The following is a 16,188-nucleotide window of genomic DNA, read 5'->3' as shown; positions in this document are numbered from 1 at the left end:
CCCGCCACCAGGGGCAGTCAGTACTGCTCGCACGACTACCAGAGGATCCTGCGCCAGCATGGGTTCCAGGCGTCGATTAGCAGGAAGGGCAATTGCTATGACAACTCCGCAGTGGAAACCTTCTTCAAGACCCTCAAGGCTGAATTGATCTGGCGCAGGTCATGGCCAACACGCCGAGACGCTGAGATGGCCATCTTCAACTACATAAACGGCTTCTACGATCCGCGCCGACGGCACTCTGCTTTAGGCTGGAAAAGCCCAGTCGCTTTCGAACAGAAAGTGGCTTAAACGAGCACATGGGGCGGCACTAAAACGTGACAGGTCCACTTTCAATTTGGACCACTCAAGTGGGTCTGCTCACGTCCAAACTCATCGAAAGAAACTATCCATCCGGCCTGATGCCAACGTCCAATGCTGCGGGTGGCGTCAAGGGAAGAAGGGCGCAGAAAGCGGGCTTCGCAGAATCCTGCATAACATACTTGATTGTCGCCTTGGGCCTGACCGAACGCCGCGGCGCAGCTTCGCCATTGCAGCCGTTCGTAGATCGCGCAGCATTTTTGAAGGCCGAAGGACAGCAGAGCGGGACCTTGCTGCCGTTCTCCGCACGTGCAGCCAGGACGCCCACACGTGTCCGCTATCAGCACCTGCAGGGCAAAGCGACTTCATGCGGCGGCAGGCTCCACCCGACGTCCGGAGCGGGGGAACGCGGCGCTGGATTGCCGCGTTGAGGTCCGAGACGAAAGGAGATTGGCATGAATAAGTTCTTTATCGGCAGCGCCGTGGCGCTCGCTCTGACTTCGACATCCCTGTCCGCTGCCCCGGTCCATGCGCAAGGCGGCATCGCAGGCTTCGGCACGGCGAACAGCGAGCAGATCTGGCTCGCCAAGGGCAACAACGGCAAGGGCAATGGCAACGGGCACGGCAGCATGAAGCGCGCCGAGAAGGGCAATGGCAACCCCGGCAACGGGAACGCCAATGCCGGCAATGGGCATGCCAAGCCGGGCCAGGGAAATGATCACGCCGGCAAGGGCAAGCCCAAACATGCGGGCGGACCCAAGCGCAAGCAGAACGGCGCCGGTGCCAAGAACGCACCGGAGGGGAACGGCGGTGGCGCCAAGGGCCGCCGGGCCTTCACCGCGGCGGAGCGTGAAGAAGCCGTCAGCCGCATCGTCTCGGCACCGGCCCCCGCGGGCCGCGACATGCTGCGCGTCGCGGGTGCGGCAGCGCTCGCCCTGGCAACGCCGCAGCTGCTGGCGTCCGGCATCCCGGACGATGAGCTGATCGTCTACAGCAATTGCCCGCCGGGCCTTGCAAAGAAGGATCCGCCTTGCGTGCCGCCCGGCCTGGCCAAGAAAGGCGTGACCTTTGACGAATGGGCCTCCTACGGCCACGATGGATACGATGAGATCTGGGCCAAGCGCCGCGACGCATGGCTCAGTGCTGAATCCTATGGCGATCCGGACCCCGGGCTTCTGCTGCTGCAGTCGGACCACGTTGCGACGCTCTTCGGTCTTGATCCCGCGCCTGAGGGCCAGCGGTATGCCCTGATCGACGGCATGCCGGTCCTGCTCGACGAGGAGGATTACACCTCGCTGCTGCTGGTGAACCAGATGGCACAGGTGGCAGAGCTGAAGGCCGGGGTGCCGATCGCCCCGACGGCAGCCCTGACGCAGGAGGAACTGATCAGCCTGTACCGTCTTCCGCAGCCGGGTGCCAATGAGAGTTACGCCGTGTTGAACGGCCAGCTGGTGAAGCTGAACGAGTCGGAATACGAGCTCCTGCAGATGCTCCGCATCGCGCGGGCTGTTCTGTAAGCCTTCGGGCTGACAAACACAGGCCCTTGGATTTCTCCCGGGCCTGAGCTGTGACTGGAGCAGCCGCCGGCCATGCGGCGGCTGCTTTCCTTTCTGGCGGAAAACGCGGCAGCCGCATGTGACGCCCGCACCCCCGTATTTCGCGCCTTGCGGGAAAAACGTGCCTGCCAATAACCCGGTGTTTTAAAACGGAACATGCCCTCCAGCAGGGTCTTCCGCCCTTGATCTTCCGGTTTTGTTAAAATTTTCCTTTTGTTTTTAACCTCTTATTACCCTATCCTGTGCATATTGCAGCTGTTGGCAGCTGCGATTTCAAACTGCTCTGCAGCTTCCTGGGTACTCAGTTAAACAGGATGACAGTATGACTTACAAAGTTTCCAGAATTGCGCTTTTCGCCGGGACATTGCTTGCTGCAGCAGGCTGCAGTGTTCAGGACAGAGCAAATGACAGCCTGAACGGAATGCACAGCACCCGGCTTCTGGTTGACGAGAGTGTGTCCGCAGGAGTGACCGGCAGCGCTGCGTATGGTGCAGAACAAACCATGAACGCATTCTTAACGGGCTACAGCTATTGGGACAATACCCCGCGCGGCTCGGCACAGATTGCCCGCCCGGTGATCCACCGGCAGGCAGGCGGGACCGGCACTTACGAGGACCCGGTGACGCTTGCGGTCGGGCATGTGAAACGGAACGGCCGCAGCTACATGGACTACCCGGCAGGCACCAAGTTCTACATCAAGAACCTGCAGCGTTACGCGATTGTCGAGGATCTGTGCGGTGACGGGCCGAAACCGCAGGCCGGACCGTGCCACAGCGGCTATCAGGGCCACGACTGGCTGGATATCTACGTGGGCGGCAAGGGCATCAATGAAAGCTGGGTCGACGGCTGCATGAACCGCATCACCGGCATTCAGCCGGTTATCCTGAACCCGAGGCCAGGTTACCCGGTGTCGCCGGGAGAGATTGCTGCCAGCGGATGCGCCACGTTTTGAGGCAAAGCTGTTGTGCAGACGGTTCCCATTCCGCGTCTTGCCGGTTCGGGCCAGTCAGCCTGAACCGGCAAGACGATGCGCAATCGCCTGAAGGATAACGCCGTTTGTGTTCAGATCCGTGTAGGCCTCGGTCGGCCGCCCGGTCTTCAAGTAGATGCTCGACGCAAAACCGTTTTTGGTCCGGGCAATATTTCTGGTGAAGCTGACCAGTTTTTCGGAGTAGTCATGCGGCTGATAGGCCGACCAGAGAAAGGCGGCCTTGCTGCTGAGAGCCAGGTTCTCTGCGCGGAATTCGGGCGTCCGGTACTCCGGCTCCTGCCCGACGGTGTCAAAGGCCCACGTGCGCTCTTGCGCATCCAGCTGCAATCCCTGGTAGAGGAACCAGGGCGCCTTGTCGATTGGCCCTTCCGAGACGCAGATGAGCCTGCCTGTTTCGCGGAAATCCTCCAGCTGCGCGCCGAACAGCACGTCAGCCAGATAGGCGCTTTCCTGCGACATCCCCAGTTCCATTGCCTCAAGCAGCAGGGGCTCTGCCCCAATCGGCCCGATCCTGGCCGCAGCTTCAAGCAGCGCCATCTGCCCGTCGGCTGCCGACCGGCCGGCAAAGACCTCATATGGCGATTTTGCGGACACCCCCCACCGCCGGAAGGCCAAGGCCGAATAATGGGCGCTGTGGGACACGTATGAGGTCTTCAATTCACCGTCTGTGACAGAGTGGATTTCGCCGTCAATGATCACCTTGCGAAGGTCCCAGGAGCCGACAAGCGCCTCCAGCTCCTCGCCGAAATTGCTGTGGCGGCGCAGGTTGTCCAAGGCGGCAAGCAGCCGGCCCGCGTCGGAGCCGTCAAAGTTCTTGTTGCCCCACTTGCGGCGGTCGGTCCGTATCCACCCCTGCGGCAAGTGGCGGCCCTGCGACGTCCGGCCCGCGATATTGGGCAGGATCTTGCGGATTGCGGCCGCAAAGTCCTCCTGGCTGATCAAGCCGATTTGCCTGGCTGCCAAAAGCCCGTTGATGTGGCTGCCGACATCCCACATCGTGACGGCCTCGTGATACCGCCCGCCTGGCGCGAAATCCACGGTCGCAGGGCACAGCCCGGTGCCAGGGTCAGTGAATTTCTCGAAATACCGCCAAGCCACGCGGGCATCTTCAAGCAGCTCCTCCCGCCCGGCATCGCCCAGGCGGGGGCGTGTTTTTATCAGCTCTGGCGCAGTGGCAGCCGTCTTCCGGTAGCGGGCGGGCAGCGGTCCCGCGGGCACGACAGTCCGGGAGAACGTTTCGAGCAGGAGAAACTGCGTCCCTTCAGCGGCGGCCATGTCTTTCAGAAGGCCTTCCAGTGCGCGCCGCTCCGGCGGGAATGCAATCGCGTCCGGCTTTAAGAAAATCACTGCATCTTCAGTTCCGGACGTTGCAGATTGAAATGCCTCCACCACGCCGCTGCCGCTGACAACGTGGCGCGGGAATTGCAGGAAACCCGCACGCCCCAGCCCCTGCGGTCCGGCCGCGTCCGCGGGAAAGGTCACGCCGATGCCTGGCCCCAGCGGCCGGGCCGTCCGGATTTTGGCGGTGCTCCGGTCTTCGATATCAATGGGGAACATGCCGGGCTGCCCGGCGTCTTCATTCTGAAAACCGGTCCGGACCCAAAAGCCGCTGCCGGCCCGTTCCGGATCTTCCGCCCCGGTCGAATAGGGGATGCCCGCCGCCTTCAGGAATTCCGTAAAGGCCGAATACGCGGATGCCTGATCGCGGTCGTCCGCCTGCGGCTGCAGCACATGCAGGCACAGCACACGCTTGAACCCGTAGCTGTCGCGCAGCTGGATGTCTGTGACCGGCAGCAGAGACAGATCCCCGTCCAGCTCCTGTTTCGAAAGCGCGCTGGCGTAGCGCTCCGCAGCTGTCTCCAGCTGGTTCAGATCGATCCCGGAGATGTCCTGGGCTGAAAGGTAGAGAATGTTCTGGCTGGCCGAAATGCCGGCAGCAGCCGCATCGCCGTGGAAATCCGTTAGCGACTGCACCGTGCCGCCGAAAAGCCGTACAACACCGTTTTCCCACGTCTCCGATCGAACCGGAGCCGACTGCGCCGGAACCGACAGGAGATTGAGGAAGCCAGCGGAACGCACCCCCCGGGGAGCAGCGGGGGCATCCTGATCCGCACACGCGATTGTCTGCATGAGGCGGTGCGTGTTTCGGGCAGACACCGCCGGCTGCAGCATGGTTTGCAGGGCAGAGCGGGCCTCATGGGCTGCCCGGGCTTGAAAATGCTCGGAAAGCGAGGACAGCTCCGGAATGTATGGCACGACATCCAAACCGTTCCTGCCGAGCATATACCCGTTCAGCACCTGTGCCAGCTTGCTTTGCGCAGGGTAGGGCCGGCCGTGCTCGTCAAAGGGATTGACGAGGCAGGCCAGCGGCATGTTCCGGTCGAGAAACGCATCTATCACCGTAATAAGATGCGGGATCGAGACGTCTTCGGTGATGTTTGTCACAACCGGAAACGCCTGCGCCGGAAGCTGCCACAGCGTGGAAGCAGCGCCCTTGCCCGGCAGCAGCGCCAGACCGGCCGCCGCCGATTTCAGAAAGGACCTGCGTTTCATGTGTTGCCGGCCACCAAACCGTAATCGCGCCCGTGACGTTTGACGCTACCCCAGTTGGCTAAACGTCCGGTTACGGCCCGCAGGATCGAGCGGATGACCGAAAAATACAGGAGCGGGCGGTACACCAGCCTTTGCAGCGGGAACAGCAGCAGGGACCAGTTGCTTTCGTCCTTGTCGGTGGTGATCGCAATGGCGGCAATCAGCAGCTCCAAGGCTGGCAGCGCCATAAAGGCCCAGAGGTATTGCATCGTTTGCACGTGCTGGGTGCTGCCAACATCGCCAGTCCAGCCGCCTGCCATGAGGTTGTAGAGCATAAAGATCACAAACAGATCTGCGATGGGGGCCAGCAGCGGGAAGACATAGCCGAACACGAACATGTCCGAAATGGACACCAGGCCGATCGGACGGCCCTCGAGGATCGCCCGTTTGTGCTTCCAGGCGCTTTGGAACATGCCCAGGGACCAGCGGAGCCGCTGCTTCAGGAGCTGGCCTACATTCTCCGGCACCTCGGTGTAGGCCTTGGCCTTGGGCTCGAACACCACAGTATAGCCCGCCCGGTTCACCTGAATTGTGAGGTCGGTGTCTTCGGTCAGGGTTTCTTCACTGAACAAGCCCGCCTTCTTCAAGGCTTCGACCCGCCACGCGCCAATGGCGCCGGGGACCACCAGAATACCATTGATCAGGTCGAAGGCTTTCCGTTCGACGTTCTGGGACGTCGCATATTCAAAAGCTTGCAGGCGGGTCAGCAGGTTCACGCGGTTGCCTGCGATGATCTTGCCTGCCACCGCGCCGGTTTTCGGGTCTGCGAAATGCCTGACCAGATGGGTGATCGCGTCTTTGCAGACCTGCGTGTCCGCATCGATGCAAACCGCAAATTCTGCGTCGGTGCTTTGGATGGCCCTGTTCAGCGCGCTCCATTTTCCCTGGTTCGGCTGCGAGATGAGGCGCACCTCGCTTTTGTGGCCGAACTTCAGGACCTCAAGCAGCGTGTCATCGGTCGAGCCATCGTCCACCACGATGATTTCCAGGTTTTTGTAACCGCTCGCCCGGACGCTTTCGACGCATTGGGCAATCACCTTTGCCTCGTTATGAGCGGGGATAACCACGGCAACCTTCGGCTGCCTCTGCAACGGCGTAAACCGTTCGCGGCGGTTCAACAGCGCCAGGATCAGAATGCCGGCCGAGCGGAGAAGGCCGATTGCAAGCACCACCCAGAAGACAACCACGACCGCCTGTTGCGCCACCCAGACCATGGAGAACGACACCCGGTCGAAGGCCGGAGAGCCGCCCTGGGCCACAGGCATCAAGGCCGCGCGGTTGGTGCCCAGAAGATCCGCGAGCGTCGTGAACTCATAGCCTTTTGCCCGGAGCGACCGGATAATCGGGCGGACGGCTTCCACGGTCGCGGTGCGGTCCTGGCCGCCATCGTGCAGAAGGATGACATTGCCGTTTCCCTGCTCCACCTCGCCGATCACATAGTTCGCGATCTGCCCGCTGTCCCAGCCTTCCCAGTCTTTGGGGACAATTTCCATACCTGCAATGGTGAACCCGCGGGCTTCGGCAGCCTCCAGCGAGGCGGCACGTTCTGCGCTAATCGGTCCGCCGCGGCGCTGAAACGGCTCGCGGTAGAGCATGGTTTTCCGGCCGGCTGATCCAGCCAGGATCTTATCCAGAAGCGCAAATTCCAGATCGACACGGGTCTGGGAGATCTGGTCCATTCTCGGATGGGAAAAGCTGTGCGCGCCAATCTCGTGCCCTTCATCAACCATCCGGGCGACCAGGTCGGGTGAATTCATGACACTGGTGCCAACGACGAAGAAGGCGCCGGGCACCTGCTCTTCTTGCAAGATGTCCAGGATCTCCTTGGTGAACCTTTCGTGCGGGCCGTCATCGAAGGTCAGCACAAGCTTGCGCCGTTCTGGCTTGCCGTAAAGCTCGATCGAATACGGCTTGGGCAGCCGGCTGTAGCTCTGGTCCGTGACCAGCCCGGTCTCTGCCTCGAAGGTCACCTGACGGACACCGGCCGATGCGCGCTGATCGATGCGGATGAAGGCGCCCTGTCCCTTGTAATCGACAAAGTTGTTGAGCTCGGCAATGGCAAGTTCAGCTTCCAGAACATCCTTGGCAGCATTCTGATGCTGCAGAACTTTCCAGATGCCGGGGTCCTCCTGGCCGAGCGACCAGACAGCGACATTGGCAATGCCGAGCTCTTTCAGGCGGAGCAGCTGGTTGTGCGCGGATGCGGCATCCAGCATCCAGATCTTGCGCTGCTGCCCCTGTGCGTCACGGTAGCGGCTGAAGCTGTTGGAGGATTTTGCGCTGAAGCGCAGGTCCGCTCCGGCGGCGCTCATTCTCTGCATCGCTTCCGAATAAGACAGCAGCTCCGGTTTCGAGGATCCGGAGGTCCACTCAACGGCGAAATTTCCGATCGCGACAACCAGCTTTTTTGCACCGATGGCTTGCACCGCCTCAGCTGCCACATCCTCAATCCAGTTGTACGGGGCAAGCGGGCCAGGCACGGATTCCGCCCAGGGCTCCTGGAAGAGCTTCAGGATAACCTGATCAAACAGACCGGTCAGTTCCGCATCCTTCCACTCCGCCTGGCTGCCCGCAAGAATGGTGCATGCCGTCAGCCCGCGGGAGCGGAAGGTATCAGAAAAGCGCGCCATCAGCGGTCTGAGGCGCTGGAAGGCGTCGGGGTCCAATCCGGTGAAATCCAGGCACGCCCCCTGGGCGTTCAAGGCGGCCACAGCGGCGGCCATGCCTTCGGCAAGGGCCGGTGCTTGTGCCGCATCAGCGATACTGTCCAGAAAAGCCTCTTCTTTCCGCTTCTCTCCCAGCAAGACGGCCGGCAGAAGCTGCGGACGCACAGCGGCGCCGGACATGTATTCTTCAACAGAAATCCGGGTGTCCTTGCTGATCAGGGACACTGCAGGGCGGTCCTGTTCCTCGACGATGCTGATCCATTCCGGCACAACCACGCCCAGTTGGCCGCAGCTGTCTTCCAGCGACAAAAATGCCCCTTCAGACGACACGGGCACGTGGCCGAAGACCCGCGGGTCCCCTGGGTCTGCCATCGCCGAAAACACGGGCTGTTTGTGCCCTGTTTCGCAGGCGGGCGCTGCCTGAGGGACCGGTGACGCCGACACCAGATGGGTCAGCTCGTGCTGACCGTTGCTGTCCCCGGCTGGATGAACATGACTGCGGTTGTCGCGGTAGAAGGGGTTCAGTTCACGCAGCGCAGACTGCAAGGAGAACGAGCCGTCAAGGAACAGGATCGCCCAGCACAGGACAGCCGTTACCAAGGCGATGACCACAGCCCTGGCCCGGCGCGCCCGGATTCGTTTCGGGTCGTCGAACACTTTGCGGGACGACACGACTGTTTCCAGCCTGTCCTGATGAAAGGAAAACCGTTTCACTCAAGCCCCCTTCGAATGCAGCGGCACTGCATTTCGAGAGCTGGCAGGCACACACCTGCAAAGCACAAAACAACACTATCGTTTGCCACGGTCCCCCGACCCCCAAGCAGGCCAGCGCTGCTGTCTGATGTGCGCGAAAACTGTCCCCACAGCGGTTCCGCGCGAAAAAAGCAGAGCTGGCTACATGGCGGCCAATTTCCTGCGTGAAACCGGCTTTGTCAAAATTTCTTCAAATTTTTCCTGAATTTCCTTTGGAAGTGCCGCGTATGAGATAACAATCCCGTGGCCCGAGGGGAATTGTTGAGAAAACCTGATCCAACGAGTCGCTCTCGTGCTTAGCGTTCCGCCCGGACCCGCTAATGCGCGCAGCCGCTGAATGGCTGCTGAGAATCGAAGAAGCCGAGGAAATCCGGTGCTCCTTGCGGTCAAAACGCAGACCGGCCGCCAGGCAAAACGCGGCACGATTCTCAGGCCGCAGGGTCTCCGCTTGCGGTTCGCACACAGAACAGTTCAGAAGTTGGAAACAGTTTTGCCCGTCAGGCCGCTTTGGCCTCGAAAATCTATTCAAATCCGGCCTGCAGGCAGGATTTATTGAAAATTGATTGTTTTTCCCCGGTCCTGTTCTACCGGTATAAGCACGATGAAGTTTACACAGCAGAAAGACACATGCCATGGCTAACGCATTTATCGGCGGTTTAAATGGCGCGCCGACTCTGATCAGACTCCTGGCATTCGAAGATTTCGATGAGTCCGCGAGCACCGTATACGACAGCTTCTCGATCGAGATGACTGCCCTTGATGGCTCTGTTCTGACGCTGACAGGTAACTTCACCAGCACACTCCAAAGTGACTGGGAAATCTATTCCCTGTCCTATTCCGACGGTGACACGTCGCTCGTCTCGATTTCGGGTTTCGCACTCCCTTATGCGGAGTATGAGGCGATGAGCGCTCAGCAACTGATGCGGAGACTGTTTTCCGGAGATGACGACATTTCCCTGAACCTTGGCACCGGTCTCGAAATCCGGTCGCTGGGCGGAAGTGATGTTCTCCGTCTTGGCACTGGCAACGACACCGCATGGGGCGGAGCAGGCAACGACACGCTGGCAGGCGGGGGCGGCGATGACCGGCTGCTGGGCGGCGGCGGACGGGACCTGCTGCAAGGCGGAGACGGCAGTGACGAACTCATCGGCGGACGCGGGCGCGACAAGCTGGCCGGCGGCTCTGAAAACGACACCCTGTTTGGGAACAAGGGAAACGACAAGCTGTCTGGCGGCGCCGGCAATGACACCCTGCGCGGCGGCGGCGGGCAAGACACCCTGACAGGCGGGCAAAGCGATGACCTGCTCACCGGAGGGGCTGGCGCTGATGTCTTTGTGTTCAGACGGAACGATCACACAGACGTCATTACCGACTTCCAAATCGGAATTGACAAAATTCACGTGAAAAGCGGAGCGTCCGGCATGAATGGGGTGGATTTTGACCAGCAGGGCGAGGATGTGTTCGTCTACTTCGGAAATGTCACAATAACGGTGCAAAACACGACCGTCGAACAGCTCGACGACGGGTCCAACTTTCTGTTCTGAAGAGGCCATGTCCCGGCAGCGGCCTTGGCTTCCAAGGCAAGGACGCCATGCGGGGACAGGCAAGAAACACGCAAAATTCCAGGGCGGCCTTTGTTGACCGCCTGCTGTTAACCGTAGGAGATTTTACATGAAATTGGCTGCGAAACTCGCCGCAACTGTCCTTCTGGGCGCCCTTCCGTCGCTTGTTCTCGCGGATCCGAAACCTCGCAGCGCCAAGCCCGCCTCTCCGCAACGCATTGCGGGGATCTATGCCGGAAAGACTGACATCTGGGCCGAAGGGTGCGGCGGCGGCATTTACTATGCCCCCAACCAGCAAGCCCGCGCCTGGTGCGGCGAAAACAGTGAAAGCCTGGGCGCCGGGGAATGGACAATCGACGCTCAGGGAAGCGTCTGCCATCAGCTGTCCTGGTACTGGCCGAACGGCGATCAGGCAGGCAAGAGCCTTGGCGATCAGACCTGTATTTCCCATGTCGTTGACCGCTGGGGAACCGTTTGGCGCAGCTGGCCCAATGATCCGGAATGGTGGCCGCTGGCCGGAAAGAATTCTGGAATTAAAAAGTATTCCGGGATGAAAAAGGGGTACAAATTTCAATCCAATGTTTTGGGAGCCCGTTCGAAGCTGGGGTTGTAACAAAAGCCTTCCCGGTGGGCTTTAAACGTCTGAGTAACTCGCTTCCGCGCAGAGGGGACAGTGCTGGGTAATTTGACAAGGGAGGGCCGCGAGCGAGCTGCCCGCGACCTGCGCCCCGCCTGTCCCTCGTTCTCAGCGGGAGTCTGAGGGATTGTGCTCTGAGTCCCAGTGCTTTACCGCGGGGCGCTGGAGTTTCCCGGCTGTTTCACGATGACGGGCTGGCGACGCCATCGGGATAATGCATGGCGATCGGGATGTTATATCCGATCGCGCTGTGTGGTCTGTCCTCGTTGCAGTGCTGCTGCCAATCCTCCAGCTTCCAGACCATCGGACAGCCGCCAGACCGTATTCAGCACGGAAAGCTGAGGTGTCCGTCAGATCAAGTCTGAAGTTTCACACATCATACTTCCTTTGACAGTAGCACTTGCCCAAGTACTTTCGCGTTGACCTCAATCGGGCGGAATTTACACCGAAATCACATGTGGCACGAACCGTGAAAGGTCCTGAGTGATTTCGCTGGTGTCTTCGCGGATGCATAGCCCGCAAGCAGTATCACCAACAATTCAGAATCCGAGCATCGCATTGTCATCACAATAGCGGGCTGGCGGACAATAGGCCTAAGTAATACAGCCTTCGCTGCCGTAACCCCCTGGTTTGCTGAGGTCACCTTGATCCGTCATTCTGCCAGAGCCTTCCCTTCTTCGGTTACTTTTCCGGAACCTTCAGCGCCTCTCGCCGCCACGCCCGCTCGATACGTCCGTCACTGACAGACCAACCGGCCTCTCGCAGCAGCGCTGCGATCCTGCGGCAGCCATATCGGCCGTACTGCCGGGCCAGTTCGATCATGTCAGCCACCAATCTATCCGCGTCTGCGCGGCCTTGCGGGATACGCCGCTGCCTGGATCGGTGTTGTCCCAGCACGCGGCAGACGCGGCGTTTAGAGACGTTGACGGGCTCTGATCCCGGGGCGTCAGCTGGGCCCGCGGGGCGGGGTAAACCCTGGGCCGTCCGCAACCAGTTTCAACGCACTGGTTTTACGGGGAATTATTGGCTGCCCCTTGGCCTCTTAGGTCTTCGTTAAGCATATCACCGGACTCTCGTGGGGCATATCCATCGTTGCGAGGGCGCCATGAACGAGGTCATTTCTTCCACACTCCAATCCCCGTCCAAGGGGCTGCGGGAGGTATGGGGCTGGTTCGATGTCAGCCAGGACGACCGGGTCCGGGTGTCCGGCCTGCTGCCTTTGGCCGAACAGAATATCGAGGCGATTTTGGAGGAATTCTACAGCCGGGAGGGCGGGTACGACCGTCCCGGCGGCGACGGCCCTCCGCACGGCATGCAGGACGTCCGCGACGAGCAGCGGCGGCATCTGCTGGAGCTTTTTGAGGCAGGCCTCGACCAGAAATCCTTCCAGGACCGCGGGCGCGCCGGGCTGTTCAATGAAAACAATGGCATCTCACCAAGCTTCTATCTTGGCCTCTATACCTTTGCCATCAACCGGATCTGCGATCTGCTGCGGCAGGAGGCCGAAGACGAAGCCGGCGCCATGGAGACCGAGAAAGCGCTGCGCAAGGCGGCGGCGTGCCATCAGGCTATGACGATCGAAGCCTTCTCGGCCGCCCGGAGCGATGCGATCGAACAGCGGGAACGCCAGCTGAGCGAGCTGCCGACGCCGGTGCTGCGCCTGCAGGCGGGGCTGCTGCTGGTGCCTGTGGTCGGCGTGCTTGACAGTCACCGGTCGCGGCTTCTGACAATGCAGATCCTTGATGCAATCCGGGAGCAGAATGCCCGGGCGGTGGTGCTTGACATTACCGGGGTTGCTGCGGTCGACAGCATGGTTGCCAATCACCTGATACAGACAATGACGGCAACCCGCCTGATGGGCGCGCACTCCGTTCTGACCGGCATCAGCGCCGAGGTGGCGCAATCCCTAGTCAAGATCGGCGTGACCGGCGAGGCGCTGAACCCTGCGGGAGATCTTGAGCGGGGTGTTGAAACCGCGCGCAAGCTTCTGGAGCGCTAGGGTGGGCCGGCGTGTCCCCATCGTCAGCCAGGGCGACCTTCTGATAGCAGCGGTGCAGGAGGAGCTGTCGGATAGCGACATCCAGGAGATGCAGAACCACATCCTGCTTGAGGTTGCGCGCCTGTCGGCAACCAAGGTCATCCTGGATGTCAGCCTGCTGGATGTGATCGACAGCTTCGGCACCAGGATGCTGAGCGATATCGCGGCGTCGGTCTCGCTGCGCGGCGCAAAGATTGCCATTGTGGGCATCCGCCCGGAAATCGCGATGGCAATGGTGCTGCTTGGCCTCAAACTGGAAAACATACCCACAGCGCTGAACTTAGATCACGGCATCGCCATTCTGCGAGACGGTCCATGAAGGCGCCCGCAGCGGATCCCGCTGTGATGCTGCAGCGGGTCTCCTGTGACAGCGACGTGGTGGCGGCACGACAGCTGGCGCGCCGGCTCGCGGAAGAGCTGGAGTTCAGCAGGCCGGACCAGGCCCTGATTGCAACTGCCGTATCGGAGCTGGCCCGGAATATCGTGAATTATGCCAAGGAGGGAGAAATCGAGATCTGCACGGCCAGGGCCGGTGCAAAGACCGGTATCAAGGTGACGGCCCGGGACCGGGGACCCGGACTGGCCAATGTGGAGCTGGCTTTGCAGGACGGCTATTCCACCGGCAACAGCCTGGGCCTCGGGCTGCCGGGAACGCGGCGTATCGTTGATGAGTTCGATATCTGCTCGGACCCCGGCCAGGGCCTTGTCGTGACGGTGATAAAATGGCGGTAAGCGCAGACAGCGGCAGCATCGCCTTTGAGACGGGCGGCACCCGGATCGACTGGGCGGCGGCGCAGGCGCCGAAGATGGCGGGCTCTGTTTGCGGCGACGGTTATTTGCTGCGGCGTGCCGGCAGCAGGCTGATGGTGGCTTTGGCGGATGGCGTCGGCAGCGGACAGGGCGCCCAGGCCGCAGCAAACGCCTGCCTGGAGGCGCTTGCGACCGTCTCCGCCAGTTCAATTGCGGAGGTGTTTGAAACCGCGCATGAGCGTGTCCTGGGCACACGCGGCGCAGCGCTTGCCGTGGCGCTGATAGACCCGGAACTCGCCGCCGTCGAGTGGGCCGCGGTCGGGGATGTCGAGGGTGTCATCTGCGCGCTTCCACCGGATAGTGAAGGCAGCTCGGCCATCCTGCAAAAGGGCGGAACCCTGGGAGTGCAGTTCCCCGGGGTGCTGCCCCAAATCCAGCCGTTCCCGCCCAACCACATCCTGGTCCTTGCCTCGGATGGGGTATCGCGGCGGTTCCGCGACGCTCTCCCCTCCGCCCGCATGCCGCCTCAGGAGTGGGTCGCCTCCTGTCTTGCCACATACGGCAAAGACCATGATGACCGCACGGTTCTGGCCCTTTCCCATCAGCGGAGGAGCCCATGACCGGTGTGGACTGGCACCCGGCGAAAGAGACCTTGACGCTGGTGGCGCAGCGGTATCAGACAGCCTTGGCCGCCTATCTCCAAAGCGGGGAAGCTGAGCTTCTGGCAGAGGCGTATGAGACGGCGCGGTTTGCCCTGGAGGCGGAAGTGCCGTTGCCCGACTTCGGGCTGATGCATTTTGCCGGGCTGCGCGACAGCCTGCTGCCGGCGGGCAGCAGCGGCGCATGCCTTGAACGGGCAGAAGATTTTTTCCTGGAGGGCGTGGCAGTCTATGACATGGCGCTGCGCGGCTACGTCAGCGGCATGGCCGCCCTGAGAAAAGAAATCGCAGAGCGCCGCCGCGTCGAGGAGGAATTGCGCGACATCACCTTCGAACTGGCCCGCCAGCGGGACGAGCTGGACCGGGAGGTCCGCAAGCGCACGAATGAGATCCGCCTGCGCGCGCAAGAGCTGGAAAGCAAGAACCGGCAGCTGGTGCAGGCCAACCAGGACCAGTCGAATTTCACCTATGCGCTGTCCCATGATCTGAAGACACCGATCAACACGCTTTACTGTTTTCTGGGCGTTCTGCTGGAGGATTTTCAGGCGGATTTGAAGCCCGAGGCGCAGGAGCTGATCACGGATCTGATCGGCACCGCCCAGCGGATGCGCCAGCTTGTCGATGACGTGCTGGATTACTCCAACGTTGTCGGTCACCAGTTCACGCCGGAGCGCGTGGACCTGCAGCAGATGGTGCAGCAGATCCTCAAGGACATGGACGCTTTGGCCGCCAGCGCGCAGGCGGAGATCCATGTGGGGGCGTTGCCCGCGGTAATGGGCAGCCCGTTCCAGATACGGGTTTTGCTGACCAACCTTCTGTCAAATGCCCTGACATACGGGAGCGAAGGGCCGCGGGCAGAGGTCCGGATCGTGTGTGTGCCGGCTGAGACGGCGGGCAAGGTGCGGCTGTCTGTGTCCGACAGCGGGCCTGGCATACCTGAGGACATGCAAGACAGGATTTTTGAGCTGTTCAAACGCCTGCACCGCTATGAGCAATGCCCCGGTTCGGGCATCGGGCTGGCCCTGTGCAAGCGTGTGGCAGAGGCCCACGGCACGGTGCTTCAGGTCGTTTCGCAGGCCGGGAAAGGCGCGGCTTTCAGCGTCGATCTGGATTTGGAGGAGAATCAGGATGAGTAGCCGTGATAAAGTCGTTTACGTCATTGATGATGACAGGATGGACCGGAAGTTTGCGGAACGCATCATCAGCAGATCGCAGATGTTCGAAAATCTGGAGCTGTTCGACGGGCCTTTGGCGGCAATGCAATTCATCCAAGACGGCGGGCGGCCGCCGGAACTCATTTTCCTGGACATCAACATGCCGCCGATCAGCGGCTTCGAATTTCTGGAAAGATACGCCGATCAGATCCAGGCCATGGACCCGGTGCCTGTGGTGGTGATTGTCAGCACCACGGTCAATCCGGCGGATCTGGAGCGTGCGGCCAAGTTCCCCCTGGTCAAGAAATTCCTGTGCAAACCCTTGTCGCCGGACCACCTGACCGAAGCGGCGTCGCTTCTGCACTGATGTGCCGCGGGCCTTGCAGCCGTCAAGGCCGGCAGCGGTCCCCGCAGCCGCTGCGGCACGCGGCGGTTCTGGGCGGGAGCGGGCGTGGTGAGACTGCAACGCATGCTCGCTTGGGGCAGCGGCAAAGTGCTGCGTGCCATGAAGGAGGGCGCTGCAAGCGGCTGCA

13 protein-coding genes and 2 pseudogenes are annotated in these 16,188 nt (G+C 61.2%); 11 read left to right on the top strand and 4 right to left on the bottom strand.

From position 1 onward, the window contains the following. Positions 1 to 9 precede the first annotated feature (9 nt). The 3 genes and pseudogenes from R2C4_RS12975 to R2C4_RS12965 all read left to right on the top strand — a co-directional run. Positions 10 to 288 (top strand): annotated as a pseudogene (locus R2C4_RS12975) (integrase core domain-containing protein); the annotation flags it as partial. Positions 289 to 752: 464 nt separating this feature from the next. Then, positions 753 to 1,814, top strand: a complete 1,062-nt coding sequence (locus R2C4_RS12970) for a hypothetical protein (protein ID WP_141890953.1) — start codon at positions 753 to 755, stop codon at positions 1,812 to 1,814. Positions 1,815 to 2,355: 541 nt separating this feature from the next. Further along, positions 2,356 to 2,805, top strand: coding sequence for a hypothetical protein (locus R2C4_RS12965; protein ID WP_082649522.1), 450 nt, complete (start codon positions 2,356 to 2,358; stop codon positions 2,803 to 2,805). 54 nt (positions 2,806 to 2,859) lie between these two features. Here R2C4_RS12965 and R2C4_RS12960 read toward each other — a convergent pair whose 3' ends face one another. Together R2C4_RS12960 and R2C4_RS12955 are read right to left on the bottom strand one after the other, a co-directional pair. Next, entirely contained in the window at positions 2,860 to 5,397 is a 2,538-nt protein-coding gene (locus R2C4_RS12960; protein ID WP_141890952.1) for a DUF3131 domain-containing protein, read from the bottom strand. Then, positions 5,394 to 8,816 carry a trifunctional glycoside hydrolase family 18/polysaccharide deacetylase/glycosyltransferase family 2 protein gene (locus R2C4_RS12955; RefSeq protein WP_141890951.1) on the bottom strand — a complete coding sequence of 1,141 codons (3,423 nt, stop codon included), beginning with the start codon at positions 8,814 to 8,816 and terminating at the stop codon, positions 5,394 to 5,396. The genes R2C4_RS12960 and R2C4_RS12955 overlap by 4 nt, the downstream gene beginning before the upstream one ends. Before the next feature lie 671 nt (positions 8,817 to 9,487). Here R2C4_RS12955 and R2C4_RS12950 point away from each other — a divergent pair. After that, the gene (locus R2C4_RS12950) at positions 9,488 to 10,399 is read left to right on the top strand and encodes a calcium-binding protein (RefSeq protein ID WP_141890950.1); all 912 of its coding nucleotides are present in this window, start codon (positions 9,488 to 9,490) and stop codon (positions 10,397 to 10,399) included. 127 nt (positions 10,400 to 10,526) lie between these two features. After that, complete coding sequence (locus tag R2C4_RS12945) at positions 10,527 to 11,030, top strand: DUF995 domain-containing protein (protein WP_141890949.1); 504 nt, start codon at positions 10,527 to 10,529, stop codon at positions 11,028 to 11,030. A gap of 464 nt (positions 11,031 to 11,494) precedes the next feature. On the opposite strand, the gene R2C4_RS21385 is transcribed toward R2C4_RS12945, so the two are convergent. Together R2C4_RS21385 and R2C4_RS12935 are read right to left on the bottom strand one after the other, a co-directional pair. After that, positions 11,495 to 11,563 carry a glutathionylspermidine synthase family protein gene (locus R2C4_RS21385; RefSeq protein WP_244940826.1) on the bottom strand — a complete coding sequence of 23 codons (69 nt, stop codon included), beginning with the start codon at positions 11,561 to 11,563 and terminating at the stop codon, positions 11,495 to 11,497. A 175-nt stretch (positions 11,564 to 11,738) separates the two neighbouring features. Further along, positions 11,739 to 11,978, bottom strand: a pseudogene (locus R2C4_RS12935) (IS3 family transposase); the annotation flags it as partial. Between the two features lie 181 nt (positions 11,979 to 12,159). On the opposite strand from R2C4_RS12935, the gene R2C4_RS12930 reads away from it, so the two are divergent. The 6 genes from R2C4_RS12930 to R2C4_RS12905 are packed head-to-tail and all read left to right on the top strand — an operon-like array spanning position 12,160 to position 16,022. Then, the gene (locus R2C4_RS12930) at positions 12,160 to 13,053 is read left to right on the top strand and encodes an STAS domain-containing protein (RefSeq protein WP_141890948.1); all 894 of its coding nucleotides are present in this window, start codon (positions 12,160 to 12,162) and stop codon (positions 13,051 to 13,053) included. 1 nt (position 13,054) lies between these two features. Continuing rightward, positions 13,055 to 13,411 (top strand): STAS domain-containing protein, encoded by a 357-nt coding sequence (locus tag R2C4_RS12925; RefSeq protein WP_141890947.1) that lies wholly within the window; start codon positions 13,055 to 13,057, stop codon positions 13,409 to 13,411. After that, on the top strand, positions 13,408 to 13,824 hold the full coding sequence (locus tag R2C4_RS12920; protein WP_141890946.1) for an anti-sigma regulatory factor: 417 nt from the start codon (positions 13,408 to 13,410) through the stop codon (positions 13,822 to 13,824). Before R2C4_RS12925 ends, R2C4_RS12920 begins: the two co-directional genes overlap by 4 nt. Next, positions 13,815 to 14,462, top strand: coding sequence for a SpoIIE family protein phosphatase (locus tag R2C4_RS12915; RefSeq protein ID WP_141890945.1), 648 nt, complete (start codon positions 13,815 to 13,817; stop codon positions 14,460 to 14,462). Before R2C4_RS12920 ends, R2C4_RS12915 begins: the two co-directional genes overlap by 10 nt. Next, positions 14,459 to 15,637 carry a sensor histidine kinase gene (locus R2C4_RS12910; RefSeq protein ID WP_141890944.1) on the top strand — a complete coding sequence of 393 codons (1,179 nt, stop codon included), beginning with the start codon at positions 14,459 to 14,461 and terminating at the stop codon, positions 15,635 to 15,637. The genes R2C4_RS12915 and R2C4_RS12910 overlap by 4 nt, the downstream gene beginning before the upstream one ends. Beyond that, positions 15,630 to 16,022 (top strand): response regulator, encoded by a 393-nt coding sequence (locus R2C4_RS12905; protein WP_141890943.1) that lies wholly within the window; start codon positions 15,630 to 15,632, stop codon positions 16,020 to 16,022. Before R2C4_RS12910 ends, R2C4_RS12905 begins: the two co-directional genes overlap by 8 nt. The last annotated feature ends 166 nt before the right edge of the window (positions 16,023 to 16,188 follow it).

This window comes from Leisingera aquaemixtae (assembly GCF_006740765.1).
Classification (GTDB): Bacteria; Pseudomonadota; Alphaproteobacteria; order Rhodobacterales; family Rhodobacteraceae; genus Leisingera; species Leisingera aquaemixtae.
This window is presented reverse-complemented; position numbering and strand designations above follow the sequence as displayed.